The sequence below is a fragment of the Acinetobacter sp. FDAARGOS_515 genome (assembly GCF_003938865.1).
GTDB classification, from domain to species: Bacteria; Pseudomonadota; Gammaproteobacteria; order Pseudomonadales; family Moraxellaceae; genus Acinetobacter; species Acinetobacter ursingii.
The window spans coordinates 2,310,415-2,324,211 of the sequence record NZ_RKIX01000003.1; the positions used below are offsets into that span (position 1 = coordinate 2,310,415).

The 13,797-nt window shown below is 40.7% G+C and carries 17 protein-coding genes and 1 other RNA gene; 13 read left to right on the forward strand and 5 right to left on the reverse strand.

The window, feature by feature from the left end:
• The 4 genes from EGS47_RS12775 (at position 1) to EGS47_RS12790 (ending at position 2,232) form a co-directional block, all read left to right on the forward strand.
• Complete coding sequence (locus tag EGS47_RS12775) at positions 1–969, forward strand: hypothetical protein (protein WP_125269714.1); 969 nt, start codon at positions 1–3, stop codon at positions 967–969.
• A gap of 63 nt (positions 970–1,032) precedes the next feature.
• Positions 1,033–1,326, forward strand: a complete 294-nt coding sequence (locus EGS47_RS12780) for a holin (protein ID WP_125269715.1) — start codon at positions 1,033–1,035, stop codon at positions 1,324–1,326.
• The gene (locus EGS47_RS12785) at positions 1,313–1,753 is read left to right on the forward strand and encodes a lysozyme (protein WP_125269716.1); all 441 of its coding nucleotides are present in this window, start codon (positions 1,313–1,315) and stop codon (positions 1,751–1,753) included. Before EGS47_RS12780 ends, EGS47_RS12785 begins: the two co-directional genes overlap by 14 nt.
• Complete coding sequence (locus tag EGS47_RS12790; RefSeq protein WP_125269717.1) at positions 1,750–2,232, forward strand: hypothetical protein; 483 nt, start codon at positions 1,750–1,752, stop codon at positions 2,230–2,232. The genes EGS47_RS12785 and EGS47_RS12790 overlap by 4 nt, the downstream gene beginning before the upstream one ends.
• Positions 2,233–2,338: 106 nt before the next feature.
• Here the strand turns inward: EGS47_RS12790 and EGS47_RS12795 are convergent, their stop codons facing one another.
• From EGS47_RS12795 to EGS47_RS12810, 4 genes are all read right to left on the reverse strand, one after another.
• A complete protein-coding gene (locus tag EGS47_RS12795; RefSeq protein WP_125269718.1) occupies positions 2,339–3,619 on the reverse strand; it encodes an integrase family protein in 1,281 nt (426 codons plus the stop codon).
• 156 nt (positions 3,620–3,775) lie between these two features.
• Positions 3,776–3,961, reverse strand: a non-coding RNA gene (gene ssrS / locus EGS47_RS12800) — 6S RNA.
• Between the two features lie 102 nt (positions 3,962–4,063).
• Positions 4,064–4,348 carry a cell division protein ZapA gene (locus EGS47_RS12805; protein WP_004987106.1) on the reverse strand — a complete coding sequence of 95 codons (285 nt, stop codon included), beginning with the start codon at positions 4,346–4,348 and terminating at the stop codon, positions 4,064–4,066.
• Positions 4,345–4,917: a hypothetical protein gene (locus EGS47_RS12810; RefSeq protein ID WP_119686579.1), complete on the reverse strand. Its 573-nt coding sequence runs from the start codon at positions 4,915–4,917 to the stop codon at positions 4,345–4,347. Before EGS47_RS12810 ends, EGS47_RS12805 begins: the two co-directional genes overlap by 4 nt.
• 64 nt (positions 4,918–4,981) lie before the next feature.
• Between EGS47_RS12810 and EGS47_RS12815 the strand changes: the two genes are divergently transcribed.
• From EGS47_RS12815 to EGS47_RS12835, 5 genes are all read left to right on the forward strand, one after another.
• Entirely contained in the window at positions 4,982–5,614 is a 633-nt protein-coding gene (locus EGS47_RS12815; RefSeq protein ID WP_119686580.1) for a UPF0149 family protein, read from the forward strand.
• Positions 5,615–5,674: 60 nt separating this feature from the next.
• Positions 5,675–7,000, forward strand: coding sequence for a Xaa-Pro aminopeptidase (pepP, locus tag EGS47_RS12820; RefSeq protein WP_119686581.1), 1,326 nt, complete (start codon positions 5,675–5,677; stop codon positions 6,998–7,000).
• 26 nt (positions 7,001–7,026) lie between these two features.
• Positions 7,027–8,232 (forward strand): 2-octaprenyl-6-methoxyphenyl hydroxylase, encoded by a 1,206-nt coding sequence (gene ubiH / locus EGS47_RS12825; RefSeq protein WP_119686582.1) that lies wholly within the window; start codon positions 7,027–7,029, stop codon positions 8,230–8,232.
• Positions 8,229–9,461, forward strand: a complete 1,233-nt coding sequence (locus EGS47_RS12830) for an FAD-dependent monooxygenase (RefSeq protein WP_119686583.1) — start codon at positions 8,229–8,231, stop codon at positions 9,459–9,461. The genes ubiH and EGS47_RS12830 overlap by 4 nt, the downstream gene beginning before the upstream one ends.
• A 172-nt stretch (positions 9,462–9,633) precedes the next feature.
• Entirely contained in the window at positions 9,634–9,888 is a 255-nt protein-coding gene (locus tag EGS47_RS12835; RefSeq protein WP_004987097.1) for a hypothetical protein, read from the forward strand.
• A gap of 43 nt (positions 9,889–9,931) precedes the next feature.
• Here the strand turns inward: EGS47_RS12835 and rsmI are convergent, their stop codons facing one another.
• A complete protein-coding gene (gene rsmI / locus EGS47_RS12840) occupies positions 9,932–10,777 on the reverse strand; it encodes a 16S rRNA (cytidine(1402)-2'-O)-methyltransferase (protein ID WP_005005050.1) in 846 nt (281 codons plus the stop codon).
• 12 nt (positions 10,778–10,789) lie between these two features.
• On the opposite strand from rsmI, the gene EGS47_RS12845 reads away from it, so the two are divergent.
• From EGS47_RS12845 to EGS47_RS12860, 4 genes are all read left to right on the forward strand, one after another.
• Positions 10,790–11,728, forward strand: a complete 939-nt coding sequence (locus EGS47_RS12845; protein ID WP_005005048.1) for a penicillin-binding protein activator — start codon at positions 10,790–10,792, stop codon at positions 11,726–11,728.
• A gap of 12 nt (positions 11,729–11,740) precedes the next feature.
• Entirely contained in the window at positions 11,741–12,145 is a 405-nt protein-coding gene (locus tag EGS47_RS12850; protein WP_005005045.1) for a YraN family protein, read from the forward strand.
• Positions 12,146–12,213: 68 nt separating this feature from the next.
• A complete protein-coding gene (locus EGS47_RS12855; RefSeq protein ID WP_005005041.1) occupies positions 12,214–12,915 on the forward strand; it encodes a BON domain-containing protein in 702 nt (233 codons plus the stop codon).
• Positions 12,905–13,789, forward strand: coding sequence for an alpha/beta hydrolase (locus EGS47_RS12860; RefSeq protein ID WP_005005038.1), 885 nt, complete (start codon positions 12,905–12,907; stop codon positions 13,787–13,789). The genes EGS47_RS12855 and EGS47_RS12860 overlap by 11 nt, the downstream gene beginning before the upstream one ends.
• Positions 13,790–13,797 lie beyond the last annotated feature (8 nt).

The window sequence follows — 13,797 nt, forward strand, 5'->3', positions numbered from 1 at the left end:
ATGTCAGTAAAAATCAAAATCAATTGGGATAATGAAAATGTGGTGTCTGAGTCTGTGCGAATTTATCGTGCGGACTTTGTATTTACTTCAAATGCTTTACCGCAACTTTTAACCGAAATCATCGGTGATGTGTATGAATATGAAGATTTTGCAGTCACCGAAGGTTCAACATACTTCTACATGCTGTCAACAAAGCTGGGTGAACAAGAAGTTTTCACTGAATGTTTTGAAGTCAAAGTCTCTAAAGAGCCAGCAACTCTTAATTTCGTGAAAGCATTGACATCGCCATCGCGCTATTCTGTACCATCCAGTGCATGGCCATTAACTGTGCCATCTCATAATGCTGGAGATATTGTTATTGTATTCAAAAATGGCGCAGATACAGAGCTTGCAAGTTACGGATTTACAAAATTAGATGTATCAGGATTGACTGATAACTTCATGCATCCATGGTATAAGATTGCAACAATCAATCAGTCGGCAAGTGTCGATATTTCTCTATCAAACACTTCTGATAAAACTTGCATAATATTACGCCCATCAAGACCTGTGACTGAGGTTTTATTTGAGTTAAGTAGTAATTCTTCTCAATTTGTTGGGCCTGGCAATTCCAGTTCGATGGTTGGTTTTGTTACCCCAACTTTCAGCATTCCGTCAGCTAAGAAGGGTTATTTTTTGCAAGCATACAGCCCTGGCTCAGCATATGCCGGACTTGGAAAAGCGCAGACTTTAACCGTTGGAAGCCCAGCTTCTTTACTAGCATCGCCAAAAAATCCAATTGTCTATGACTATGCTTCTGCCTATGCTGAGCCTGCAAACTCAACAATTAAAGCATACGCAAAAGCGGTATTCGGGCAAACAGCCAATGGATCTGTGAATAGTTTTGGTGGGTACAATGCTGCTATAAATTACTTTTCAGAATCAGGTGCAACAAATAGATTTTTAAATTTATTTGTTGCAGCTAGATAATTAGACTTAATTAACAATGCACCTTCGGGTGCTTTTTTATTACCAAAATTTAGGGGGATCATCATGCAAGAGCATGAAAAAGTGGCACTTCAATTAATTCTCATGGGAGTGGTGATTGCTATGGCAAAGATACTCGTAAGTACGGAAAAACTAACTTGGCGTGTTGTATTGGGTCGAGCCATTTTAAATGGTTTTACAACACTTGGCGCAGGCGGTGTGCTGATCTGGATATCAGATTTAAACATGCTTGGTGTTCTGGGGTTGGGTGCATTTCTTGGAACACTAGGAAGTCAATTTGTCGAGGCTCAGGCTGAAAAATTTGTCAAAGACAAGGTGAAATCGAATGAAGATCAGTAACAATGGCTTAAATCTAATTAAACAATTTGAAGGCTTGAGATTGAATGCTTATGATGATGGTGTGGGTGTCTGGACCATTGGATACGGCACAATCAAATATCCAAATGGCGTTCGAGTTAAACGTGGTGACAAGATCACTCAGGCTCAAGCAGATCAGTACATTGCAAATGATGTGGCGACTTTTGAACGTGCTGTAAATATGCTTGTAAATGTTCCGCTTAATCAAAATCAGTTTGATGCGTTGGTGAGCTTTACGTACAACTTAGGCGCTACAAATCTCTCAGCATCAACTCTACTTAAAAAGCTCAACTCAAAAGACTACAAGGGTGCTGCTGCTGAATTTCCAAAATGGAACAAAGCGGGTGGAAAAGTCATGACAGGTCTTGTTCGTAGACGTAAGGCTGAAATGGAGTTATTCAACAAATGACTTATCTCTACTTAGCAACAAAATACTGGCGAGAATGCATCATTGTAGCTCTCGCCTTTTTATTGCTCATCTGTTTGTTTATTCAAAATCATCAAGCTGCTGAAATCAAAGATCAGAAGCAACAACACGCTGACTACATCACTCAACAGCAACTAGCAACTGAAAAAGCCAAAGTTCAGGCTGCTCAACAAGAAAAAGTTTGGGCAGAGCAAATTACACAAGCGGAGCAAAACTACAATGCCAAAATTAAGCAAATACAGTCTGATGCTATTGCTGCTCAGTCTAGTGCTAACAGCTTGTCAAAGCAACTTGCCAGCGCAAAGCAACGTCTGTCCACAGCTTCCCGCGAAACCGTCATTGAATACGCAGATTCCTCAAGTGACATACTCGAAAGTTGCATCACAGAATATCGAGAAGTGGCAAGAAAAGCTGATGAACACGCAGCTGATGCAGAGCGATTAAGTAATACTTTGCCGTAAATGCACTCTAATGAGTGCTATTTTTCATCATCAAATAAAAGCATATCATGTACTTTATCAAGCGTTTCTTTTTGCTCTGCGATAGCCGTTTTTAATTGATTAAAAGTTAAATATACTTTCTAAATTTAATTAATTGCTTAACTTCTTCAGACAATACTTTCTCTTCAATCATATTCATAGCCTTTCGTAATTCTTCGAATGAGACTTGAATATAACCATCTGTGACGTCGTTATCATCATCTTCAAGTGTATGGTTGATAAGTCGCTTGATCGTGTAACTACCGATGGCCAAGCTGTTTGCAATCGTACCAAATGTCCTGCGCAAATCATGAAACGTAAATTCAATACCCGACAATTCAGTAATTTTTTTGCGTACGTCACGACGATCTTCAATATGAGATTTACCAGTCTTATCTGGGAAAACATACTGATTGTCACAGGCTCTTTTGTTACGCTCTTTGAGTATATGCCATAGCATATTACCCAACGGCAACAGCAAGTCTTCGCCGTTTTTGGTGTCGGTGATTTTGATGGTACCGTATTTCAGATCAATATTTTTCCATTCTACTGTCTCAGCCTCACTTCTACGAAAACCAGTTAAAATTGTCAGAAATAAATAATCCTGATTCGTGTATGCATGCATATTGTCTTTTTGACTACCAAGCCAATGAGTGTTTGCTACATGATATGACCAGTCGTGAAGTTGATCGGCCCGAATGTATGTGCGCCGTCTCTTAATCTTGTTCTGATTCTTTTTAGATCCAATAAAAGCTGCTGGATTTTCACTTGTAATGATCGGTTTATCATCAGGGCCAAGATAGTTAATCATTGCAAAATTAAACAAAGCTCTAAGAAATTTAAAGGCTAGATTGGCTTGTGCTGGACTACGCTCAGTAAGAACAACAAAACGATCCCTACATGCTTTTTGAGTTAAGTCAGTAATCTTGAGATTTTGCCAGTCCTCAAAATAATCATTCACGCAGATGTCATATGCAATGATTGAATCTCTGGATAGTGATTTTCTCTCTTTGTAGAGTGAGTATATTTCTGCGATAGTCGGTATACTTTTTGATGTTAATAACTGATCTGCTGCGGCGAGTCGGATATTTTTCTTTTCAGCATTTGGATTAATACCTTTGCTGATCATCAGAAGATATTCTTTAGCCTGGTCTTTGGCTTGATTGACTGTCCATAGACCATACTGGCCAATCGTAACACGGCAGGGCATGCCGTTAGGGAGCTTCTTTTCTGCTATGAAGGTCTTGACGCCTTTGACTCTCAAACCGAAGCCTGTGAGCTCAGAATCACGATAGATAACCTGTTTTTCAGGCGAAAGAGGGACGTTGTCTACGAAAGTTTTGGTAATTTTGATTTTTTCATTGGTCATAAACATTTCACCGTCTTTGCACTAATAACGCATATTAAACAACAAATAGCAGTAATTCTAGAGTATACACATGGTATACACAGAACACTATTTGATATTTTAAGAGCAGTGATGAAATGGCGATTTAAAGCTAAGTTATTATTATAATTTAAAATAAATGTCTCCGAAGATGCCGCTGCAATGTCTTTACCCTTGAACCCTTAAGTTCAAGGTGGAAGCGACGCGTACTTGCTGGGTTTCCTGCACAGGGCAGGCATACGCTCTAAATACGCAGAACGCTATCCTAAAAAGATAGTATCGGCTCAGGGGAATCAGACGCGCTGGCGAACATCCCAGAGACAGTTTAAGTATAACCGATCTTTGGTCGATGACAATCCATTGCAGCAATCGTTATGTAAAGTTAGTTTTCAAATGGTGAAGCTTTGCTCGATACCACTGTCTTGTTTATACAATTTGTTCGACATCGTTTAATATTGTTTCAAGTAAACGCTCACAGTGCGCATATTCCTGAAGTGATTTGTTCATACTCAGCACATCTTGCATCAGTTGTAATGCCACCATAATCACTAATTTATTGTGTTCGACACGCGGTGCATTGCGACGCATTTCATTAAATTTCTCATTGAGCATTTGCCCTGCGCGTTCAAGTTCTTCTTTTTCAGAGGCCGTTGTTGCTAAACGGAAAGTTTGTTCAATTAGACGCAATTCAACCATTACCTGCTCACTCATGATTGAATCTCCTCTTGATTATCTACACTATTTTCAACACTAGGATCAGCCAATTGTTGAATTTCCTGCGCATGTTGATCTTGTTCTGTACCTAAAATAGCCAAACGCTGAATAATCGCCTCGACCTTAGATTTGGCGAGTTCATTTTTTTGAAGTAGACGTTCGCGATCTTGTTGGATGTCGTGTAATTCTTGCTGAGAATGCTTTTGTTGTAATTGCAATTTTTCTTTAGTCACACGTAAATCATTACGTTCTGCCAAAATTTCCTGAAAACGATTTTTAAGATCAGTACAACTTTTTTCCAAACGACTATAACGATCAGCTAGGGCTGTGGCATCGGTATTGAGTTGCTGAAATTGATTTTGTAACTGGGAAAGTTGTTCAGTCAGACTCTCTACTTCTTCCTGTTTGGACGTGATAATCCCATTTTTTTGCACAATTTGAGCATGATGATGCTCTTCATCCTGTTGTTTTTTTTGAGTCAGTGACTCATTTTCACTTTCAAGGTGATGTAAACGCGTTTTTAAAACGCCAATATGCGTCTGTAGACGCTGTAATTGTTCTAACATAACGTAGTCGCACAGAATTGCAATCAAAGGTAATATATACGCAGTATAGAGATTGGATAAGCGAATGCAAGACGATATTTCAGGTTGGAATGAATGGTTCACAAATTTTAACGGAATTGAAGAGATTTCAAGCCCAAGTGAGCTACATGGCTTGCTTACTGGCATTATTTGTGTAACTCATGCACCAAGCCGTGATGAATGGTTACAAATTTTGACTACGTTGAATGTTCCTCATTTAACAGATGAAGCACTTGCACTACTGACCGATGAAGCAGAAGATGTTGCACATGCCTTAGCGGAAGATGAGTTGGATTATTTACCAATGCTTCCTGATGATGAGCATTCTTTGCAAGAACGTGTTCAGGCGTTGGCAGACTGGAGCGCGGGTGTGGTACTTGGTTTTGGGTTGGCATCAGGACATATCCGTAGCGATGAAATGGAATTGATCGAACATTTACAGGATGTCGCAGCAGTTGAGTTTGAAGAGTCAGACGATGATGAAGAAGGCGAAAACAGCTACGAAGAATTGTACGAATTTGTTCGTCTGATTCCTGTGAGTCTTTCGATTGGACGAAAAAAAATTCCAGTTGAAGAAAGTTCACTGTTAAAAAACTTTCATGCCAAGAGTCAAAATGATCCTGCACGAAAAGATAACCAAAGCGTAGTTGAAATGTTTACACCACATCGTCCAAGCTAATTGGACGATGTAATCGTTTAAATTTTATTTACCACTTGATAATTAAAGATTTATAGCCTCATGAAATTGACTCAAGCAGATTTTGAACTTCGTCGAGACCGCCTCGCAGTACATATGGGGCCAAACAGTATTGCCATTATCGAGACCAGTCCTGTTGCGTATCGTAACCGTGATGCAGACTATAAATTTCGTGCCGATAGCAGTTTTTTTTATCTGACAGGCTTTGCTGAACCTGAAGCTGTGGCGGTCATTGAAACTTTCGATACGGTGGATGATTACACCTATAGTTTGTTTTGCCGTGAACGAAACCGTGAGATGGAAATCTGGAATGGTTATCGTGCGGGGATTGATGGTGCGATTGAAGACTATGATGCAGATGAAGCCTATGCCATTGATCTGCTTGATGAAGAGATTGCGGAAAAACTATTAAATAAAGAGCGACTTTATTATCGCATTGGTCATCGTGCTGAGTTTGATGCACGTGTGAGTCAGTGGATTAAATACGCAGATGCTCAGCAGCGTCGTGGCAATGGTGCGCCATCGCAAATTTTGCAACTAGATCGTATTGTCGACGAAATGCGTTTGATTAAATCCAAGCAAGAAATTGAACTGATGCAAATTGCATCGGATATCAGTGCTGCTGCGCATACTCGTGCCATGCAAAAAGTTCGACCTGAAATGATGGAATATGCGTTAGAAGCTGAACTGAATTATATCTTCGGACAGCATGGCTGCGTGCCATCGTACAATAGTATTGTTGGGGGTGGAGCAAATGGTTGTATCTTGCATTATGTCGAAAATGACAAAGCACTGAAAGATGGTGATTTGGTTCTGATCGATGCTGCTTGTGAATATCAATGTTATGCATCCGATATTACTCGAACTTTCCCTGTGAATGGTCAATTTAGCCCTGAACAAAAAGCACTTTATGAGGTGGTGTTAAAAGCTCAGTATGCTGCCATTGATGCGGTGCGTGTGGGCAATTCTTATCGTGAACCGCATGAAGTGGCTGTGCGTATTCTCACCCAAGGTTTACTGGATTTGGGCTTACTCAAAGGTGAGCTGGATGAGTTAATTGAAAATGAAGCGTTTCGCCAGTTTTATATGCATGGCACAGGGCATTGGCTGGGGATGGACGTGCATGATGTGGGCAATTATAAAAAAGAAAATGAATGGCGCCCATACGAAGAAGGTATGGTGGTGACTGTTGAGCCAGGACTTTATATCGCACCTGATGATGAAACAGTCGATGAAAAATGGCGTGGTATTGGGATTCGTATTGAAGATGATGTGGTCGCTACTGCGCAAGGGCCACTGGTTTTAACGGGCGCTGTAGTTAAAGAAATTGAAGAAATTGAGCAACTCATGGCAAAAGCCAAACTATAACGATAAACGTATTGAGGAGTTTTACCGTGCAAAAAGTCATTATTGTCGGTGGGGGAATGGTCGGTTTAAGTCTAGCGCTAATGCTGGCCAAACAAAATATTGCGGTTCAATTGTTGGAAGCAATTCGTTATCCAAATTATGAAGATGATCAGCTTGCACCGTATCATTCCAGTTTCGATGCTCGAAATACCGCATTGTCACGTCGTAGTGTCATGATTTACCAGCAGCTTGGTTTATGGGACGCTTTACAGCAGCATGCGACCCCAATTTTACAAGTGCATATCACAGAGCAAGGCAGTTTTGGTAAAGCCCGTTTAGTGGCAGAGCAGGAAAAAGTCGAAAGCTTTGGCCAGGTGATTGAAAATGCATGGCTAGGTCGAGTGTTGTTGACTCAAGTGCGTCAGCAAGCATTGATTGAACTGATTGATGGTGTGGAAGTCACTTCACTTGAACAAGATCAGCAGCAAGTCACGATCCGTGCTTTACGCGATCAAGAAACTTTAGAACTCCAAACCCAATTATTGATTGCTGCTGATGGTCGTGATTCTTTCTGTCGTCAGGCGATTGGTGTTGGTGTGGATGTGCATGATTATGATCAAGTGGCGATTGTGACGGCTGTACAGACCTCAAAACCGCATAATCACGTAGGATTTGAGCGTTTTAGCGCACTTGGGCCATTAGCCTTGCTGCCTTTGCCGGGAGAGTTTCGCCGTTCAGTCGTTTGGCCTGTTAAAAAAGGCACAGAAGCAGAATGGCTAGGTGAAGAAAACGATCAGCATTTTTTGGATGCTTTGCAACAAACTTACGGTGATCGTGCTGGAAAATTTGAAAAAACAGGTAAGCGATTCAGCTATCCTTTATCACAGGTTTTGGCACATAAGCAGGCTGTGGGGCGTGTGGTGTTAATGGGCAATGCTGCACACACCATTCATCCCGTTGCTGGGCAAGGTTTTAATTTGTGTCTACGTGATGCGGATGTGTTAGTGCGTTTTCTCACTCAACATTTAACCCAATCTGATGATATCGGTGATCCTGAAAATTTACTGGCTTATGAACAGTCGCGTTTAAAAGACCAACAGCGAGTGATTAAATTTTGCGATTCAGTTGTTCGGGGTTTTAGTAATCAAAATCCCGTTTTAAAATTACTGCGTAATACAGGTTTGGTTGCATTTGACGTTGTTCCTGGGATTAAACCACTCGTTGCCAACTATGCGATGGGGTTAAAAGCATGAGTGAAATTCTTGATGTAGTGATCGTGGGTGGTGGTCTGGTCGGTGGTTTGACCGCCTTACTATTGGCCAAAGGTGGTGTGCAAGCGACCGTATTAGATGCTGCACCTGTGCTCGATCCTGAACAGGTTAAAAATATTCTAAATCCACGTGTGTTGGCACTGAGTCAAGCAACGATTCATTTATTAAAAACCGTAGATGTTTGGAATGATTTACCCAGACAGATGCCTTATACGGGCATGCATGTCTGGAATAAAAATGGCTATGGTGAAATTGAATTTGGTCAGGCATCAGCCGCTTTTCCAACACCTGATCAGGCTTTGGGTTCAATGGTTGAACCCAGTTTACTTAATTTGGTCATTCAACAAAAAATGCTACAACAGATTCAGGACTATCGTACTCAGGTAAAAGTCGTTCGTGTTGAACAGCAGGTGCAAGGTTGGACTGTTGAACTGGCAGATGGTCAAGTGTTAAAAACGAAATTAGTCATTGGGGCAGATGGCGCAAACTCTTTTGTACGTGATCAGGCTTATATTGAATTAGATGTTTTTGACTATCGTCAAGCTGCGATTAGCTGTGCCATTAAAACTACAAAACCACACCAATATGTTGCACGACAAATCTTTTTACCCACAGGGCCGTTAGCCTTTTTACCAATGGCGAGTCTGGATGAGCAGGAAAATGGATATTGGCAATCAATTGTCTGGACATTGCCTGATGATTACGCCGAGGAATATTCAGATTTAAACGATGCTGAATTTCTGCAACTTTTAACCCGTGAAAGTCAGCATATGTTAGGTGAAGTTATCGAGGTTCGCTCCCGTGCGAAATTCCCGCTTAAAGCGCGTTCAGCACAGCATTATGTGAAGGCTGGTCTGGCGTTAATTGGGGATGCTGCTCATGTGATTCATCCTTTAGCAGGACAGGGCGTGAATATTGGCTGCTTAGATGCCGCAGTGCTATGTGATGTCTTGCTGCATGATCTGCAACGCGGTGTGTGGGCGCATGAACAGACTTTAGCGCGTTATGAACATGAGCGTAAGGGACAAAATTTAGCCATGATGCATAGTATGTCTACCATCGGATGGTTAGAAACGACAGAATTAAGACCACTGATTTTTGCAAGAAATTTGGGCTTAAATCAGGTCAATCATTCTCCTTTATTGAAAGATGCCTTTATGCAACAAGCCAGTGGTTTGCCGAGTTTAAAGAACACACGTTATGCAATTTGACAAGAGAGTAGATATTTTTTAAACAATCATTTATATATTATTACCAATATGGTTAAAAAAGATACGAATATGGAGTAAAAGCCTCTTTGCGAATGCCAAAGAGATTGCTACATTTCTTCGTAATTTATGATGAGTCTCATAAAACATTTACTGATCATGATGGGGAGCAAAAATGACAGATACAAATGATTATGATGAAGCTGAAGATTCAGCTGTCGATGAAGATGAAGCCAAAGCGGCTGAACGCGGTGCCAGTGATAGCGAAGAAGGTGGAAATTTAAGTGACGCTGATCTTGCTGAGGCCGAAAGCCTCACCGTAACTGCAAAGCAAAAGCAACGTCAGGCACTTGAAGATGAGATTGCAGCCTTTCTCGCCAAAGGTGGAAAAATTACTGAAGTGCCTGCTGACGAAGAAGCAAGACATTAACCCTAAGCATCACTTCGGTGATGCTTTGTTTTTTTGAAGTGATTTAATCCGTCTGATCTTGATTCAGATCTAGTGCGCGTTGATACGCCACTTTCTTTTTTACGCCTGTTAAATCGGCTGCCAGTTGAGATGCCGCTTTAACTGATAAATCTTGCAATAACCGTGTGAGCAATTGATCCATTTTTTCCTGATCGAGATCTTTGTGTTCAGGATTACCACCGACCACCAACACAATTTCACCCTTTTGTTGATGATGATCCTTTTCAATAAATGTCACTAACTCTTTTAAGGTCATTTTTTTAATGGTTTCAAAGGTCTTGGTAATCTCACGGGCAAAACCCACTGGACGATCTTCACCAAAAATTGCGGCCATATCTTTGACGCAATCTAAAATACGATGCGGCGCTTCATAAAAAATCAATGTTTGCGTTTCATCTTTGAGTTTTTCAAGTTGACCGATTCGCTGTGATGACTTAGAAGATAAAAAACCTTCAAAACTAAAACGATCGCTTGGCAGTCCGACTGCACTCAATGCTGCTATTGCAGCACATGCACCAGGTACAGGCGTGACTCGAATACCATGTTCCTGTGCGGCACGAACCAATTTAAAACCGGGATCACTGATTAATGGTGTACCTGCATCACTAATGAGCGCGACATTTTTGCCTGATTGAAGCGTCTCGATCAGTTGTTCAATTTTGTTACTTTCATTGTGATCATGGCATGCGGTGAGGGGTGTTGATATATTATAATGCTTAAATAACTGCGCAGATTGACGGGTATCTTCTGCTGCCACAATAGAAACTGATTTAAGAATATCAATAGCCCTAAAGGTCATGTCATCCAAGTGCCCAATTGGGGTTGCTACAACAAATAACTGAGCACTCATAAGGTTTACTCCATGTTGAATAATAAAAAAAAGTGGCTGCTGGTCGGTTTTGCAGCTTTTATATCTCAAGCGCAGGCTGAAGTGTTGGTCATTCTACCTGAATCGGGTCCTATGGCGCGAGCCACAAGCAGCATTAAGTCTGGTTTTATGAGTGCGTATGCATTGTCTGAAGATAAAGTACCGCTTAAATTTATCAATTCTGATAAAAAAACGATCAAAACCATTCTGGCTAAACATCTTAATAATAAAACCCAGTTGATTGTTGGACCATTGGCTAAAAATGAAGTAGAGCAAATTGTCGCGATTAATCCCAAAGTCCGAGTTTTGGCTTTAAATGAAGTTGAAACGCAATCACCTAACGTGATCCAGTTTAGTTTGTCCAAACAAGATGATGCTTATGCCTTGAAACAGATTATGCAAAAAGACAAAGTTTCACAGTTGCTCGTATTGCGCCAAACAGGTCGAGAGCAGGACAGTGAGTTGTATCTGATGTCGATTATGTCGCAGTTTGGTCAATCTGTGGAAGTGGTTCAAGAGATACCTAAAAAGCTAAAAAAGGGGCAGGGATTATTGCTTTTGGGAGATGATGCGTGGATGAATCAGCTTTCTCATCTACCTAAAAATAATGTTTATGCTCAACCGACCGCTATTGAGGAAAATCAGCCGATTCCAAATGGGCTAAAATTTTGTGATGTTCCTGCTTTATACGAACATCAGTGGGATGATGTTGCACAGGCTTATTTGCAGCAGCCTGTCAGTATGCCGTATCAGCGCCTGATTGCTTTTGGAGCGGATGCATGGATGCTCGCGGAACTTTATTTAAAAACCCCAAAAATTCAAAATTTCACATTACAAGGGCGTACGGGCGATCTGGATGTGAATGCGCAACGAGTGACACGAATTCCGCATTGTTATCAAAAACAAAAAAATAACATTTTACAACTTCAATAACGAAGCGTATCCATGACAACCAATCACCAACATGCACTCGGTCAATGGGCGGAACAGCAAGCAATGGTCATTTTACAACAACGGGGCTTTCGACTGGTGACGCAAAATTTTCATTCTCGATTTGGAGAGGTGGATTTAATTGTGGAGCGAGGTCAGGAACTTGTTTTTGTTGAGGTTAAAGCACGTTCATTGGGTGGCTATGGACAGGCCAATGAAATGATCCGTCCTACTCAACAACGCAAAATTATTCGTACTGCTGAATATTTTTTGATATGTCATCCAGCCTATGATCAGTTTTATTGTCGTTTTGATGTAATTTGTTTTGATTTTCCACAGAAAATTGCAAAAACAGTACAGCAAGATTTTTCTAAACTTCGATATGATCAGCAATGGATTGAAAATGCATTTACTTTGTAACCAGAGTTCATTACTCTTGAGCGAGATGCAAACATGATTTCAAAACAGTTTTCAGGGAGCTTTGCTGAGTGTTTAAACGTATTGCAATAACGGCGTTGTGTGTCGCGAGTTTATCTGGCTGTGCCAGCTTTATTTCTGGTGGAACTGGATCTGCGCCAGTGGGTACAGAAAGTGGTGCACGTAGTTTGGGTCAGGTGTTTATTGATTCTTCTATTAAACGTACTGCAAGTATCAATTTATATAAACTTGATCCGCGTTTTAAACAGTCACGTGTCAACATTGAAAGCTTTCATAGCAATGTTTTATTGACAGGGCAGGTTCCTGATGAGCATCTTCGTCAATTGGCTGAAGACAATGTTAAGTCAATGAGTGATGTAAAAACAGTACATAATTATATTACTGTAGGTCCTCAAGTCAGTTACTCCACTATCATGCAAGATTCTGCTGTAACTGCAAATACACGGGGTTTGTTGGTCCGTGCACCAGTGGTTTCTGACACCAAAGTGTTGGTGCATACCGAAGATGGTGTGTTGTATGTCATGGGGCGCTTAAATACGGCTGAAATTAATGATTTGAACGATGTCCTGCAAAAAGTAGGTAACGTGACAAAAATTGTGACCTTGATTGATAATATTGACCAACCAAATGCAGGTACCACCGCGAGTTCACTAGTTGCAAGTCCGATGGTGGGCAATGCAACAGCGCAACCAGTGGTGCAAACACCTGTTGCCATTGATCCTGATCAAGGTGAGCCTGTGAATGCTCAATAGTCCAAACAAGATCTTGAAACAATTACAACAGCGATTTGAGCAAGTCAAACATCACTATCATGAGTTTCGCTTATATGATTTGGGAAGCTATGCGCTTAATTTTCTAACACCCAAATCGACTTATATCGCGCAAAAGAATATTGCTTATGGGCTTAAAGCACGGCAGCGTCTGGATTTATACCGCGCAAAAAAACCATTAAAACAACAGCCCCTGATGGTATTTATTCATGGCGGCGCTTGGCAGCATGGCGATAAAAAAGATTATGGCTTTATAGGGGAAAGTTTTGCTCGCGAGGGATATGATGTCGCTGTGATTAATTATCATCTTGCGCCTGAATATATTTTTCCAAGCTATATTGATGATTTGGCATTGGCGCTCAATTTTCTGGATCAACATAAAACTAAACTGAAAATTTCAACTGAAAATATAATTTTGATGGGACATTCTGCTGGGGCATTTAATGTCATGTCAGTGGTGTATCATCCACACCCCAATTTAGTCCATTGTCGGGACAATATTAAGGCAATTATTGGAATTGCGGGACCTTATCACTTTGATTATAAGGGTGATCCTTTGGCACAGGATGCATTTGATCAGGAGATTCCGTATCAACAGGTCATGCCTTATTATTTTGTCGACTCTAATCAAATTCGGCATTATTTATTAATGGCGGAAAATGATCAAATTGTTGCAGCAAAAAATACGATCGATTTTGATCATATTTTGAGACAACATGGCAATCATAGCCACATTGCGATTATTCCCAAAACAGGGCATATCTCCATTATTGGTACCTTATCGAGTTTATTTAGTCGATATTTTAAGACCAAACGTACTATTTTGAGTTTTCTAAAAGAGAGTCTGGAAACCTAAAATAAAGC

Excerpts from the sequence above, each read along its gene's own strand:
- EGS47_RS12775 (WP_125269714.1), top strand. The coding sequence starts at position 1 with ATGTCAGTAAAAATCAAAATCAATTGGGATAATGAAAATGTGGTGTCT.
- EGS47_RS12780 (WP_125269715.1), top strand. The coding sequence starts at position 1,033 with ATGCAAGAGCATGAAAAAGTGGCACTTCAATTAATTCTCATGGGAGTG.
- EGS47_RS12785 (WP_125269716.1), top strand. The coding sequence starts at position 1,313 with ATGAAGATCAGTAACAATGGCTTAAATCTAATTAAACAATTTGAAGGC.
- EGS47_RS12790 (WP_125269717.1), top strand. The coding sequence starts at position 1,750 with ATGACTTATCTCTACTTAGCAACAAAATACTGGCGAGAATGCATCATT.
- EGS47_RS12795 (WP_125269718.1), bottom strand. The coding sequence starts at position 3,619 with ATGACCAATGAAAAAATCAAAATTACCAAAACTTTCGTAGACAACGTC.
- EGS47_RS12805 (WP_004987106.1), bottom strand. The coding sequence starts at position 4,348 with ATGAGTGAGCAGGTAATGGTTGAATTGCGTCTAATTGAACAAACTTTC.
- EGS47_RS12810 (WP_119686579.1), bottom strand. The coding sequence starts at position 4,917 with ATGTTAGAACAATTACAGCGTCTACAGACGCATATTGGCGTTTTAAAA.
- EGS47_RS12815 (WP_119686580.1), top strand. The coding sequence starts at position 4,982 with ATGCAAGACGATATTTCAGGTTGGAATGAATGGTTCACAAATTTTAAC.
- pepP (WP_119686581.1), top strand. The coding sequence starts at position 5,675 with ATGAAATTGACTCAAGCAGATTTTGAACTTCGTCGAGACCGCCTCGCA.
- EGS47_RS12830 (WP_119686583.1), top strand. The coding sequence starts at position 8,229 with ATGAGTGAAATTCTTGATGTAGTGATCGTGGGTGGTGGTCTGGTCGGT.
- EGS47_RS12835 (WP_004987097.1), top strand. The coding sequence starts at position 9,634 with ATGACAGATACAAATGATTATGATGAAGCTGAAGATTCAGCTGTCGAT.
- rsmI (WP_005005050.1), bottom strand. The coding sequence starts at position 10,777 with ATGAGTGCTCAGTTATTTGTTGTAGCAACCCCAATTGGGCACTTGGAT.
- EGS47_RS12845 (WP_005005048.1), top strand. The coding sequence starts at position 10,790 with ATGTTGAATAATAAAAAAAAGTGGCTGCTGGTCGGTTTTGCAGCTTTT.
- EGS47_RS12850 (WP_005005045.1), top strand. The coding sequence starts at position 11,741 with ATGACAACCAATCACCAACATGCACTCGGTCAATGGGCGGAACAGCAA.
- EGS47_RS12860 (WP_005005038.1), top strand. The coding sequence starts at position 12,905 with ATGCTCAATAGTCCAAACAAGATCTTGAAACAATTACAACAGCGATTT.